The sequence below is a fragment of the Actinacidiphila sp. bgisy144 genome, from assembly GCF_057708105.1.
Window position 1 is genome coordinate 1 of record NZ_JBYIRM010000118.1, and the last position, 571, is coordinate 571.

1 protein-coding gene is annotated in these 571 nt (G+C 66.0%); it reads right to left on the minus strand.

Features of this window, described 5'->3' with window-relative positions:
* Positions 1-7: 7 nt before the first annotated feature.
* A partial coding sequence (locus AC3EVP_RS36980; RefSeq protein ID WP_335984642.1) for a ferritin-like domain-containing protein occupies positions 8-571 on the minus strand: 564 nt, incomplete at its 5' end.

Consider the following 571-nt stretch of genomic DNA (forward strand, 5'->3'; position numbering starts at 1 on the left):
ACCCGGATCACTGGGCGGCGAAGCGTTCTTCGAACTCGGCCATGGCCTTGCCGTAGATCTCGACGTCGGCCGCGGTGTAGCGGGCGAGGGTGTCCTCGATCTCCTGCTTGCCGTAGCGCTCTTCCATGTCCTGCAGGGCCTCGCGGACGTACCGCACGTGCCAGCGCTCGTCGAGCATGATCTTCTCGATCGTCTCGCGGACCGGCGCGGGCGTGTTCTCCTGCCGCAGGTGCTGGTTGTAGTGGCCGATCGTGCGCTTCTCGAAGACCAGCGTGATCGCCATGACCTCCATCAGACTGGCCGGCACCCCGACCGCGTCCATGTACCGGTCCTGGTAGGCGTCCCGCATCGGGATCGCCCGCTGGTCCAGCGAGTCGATGCAGTTCGTCCAGTACGACGCGTGCGCCGACTCGTCCGCGAAGTGGTGCGTCACGTCCTTCTGCAACGGACCGCGGATCGTCCGCGCCACCCGCCCGAAGAACATCGCCCCGCTCATCTCCGACGACCGGTAGAAACTCGCCACCCACAACTCGTTCTCGGACAGCTCCACACCACTCACGACGTCCTCCCC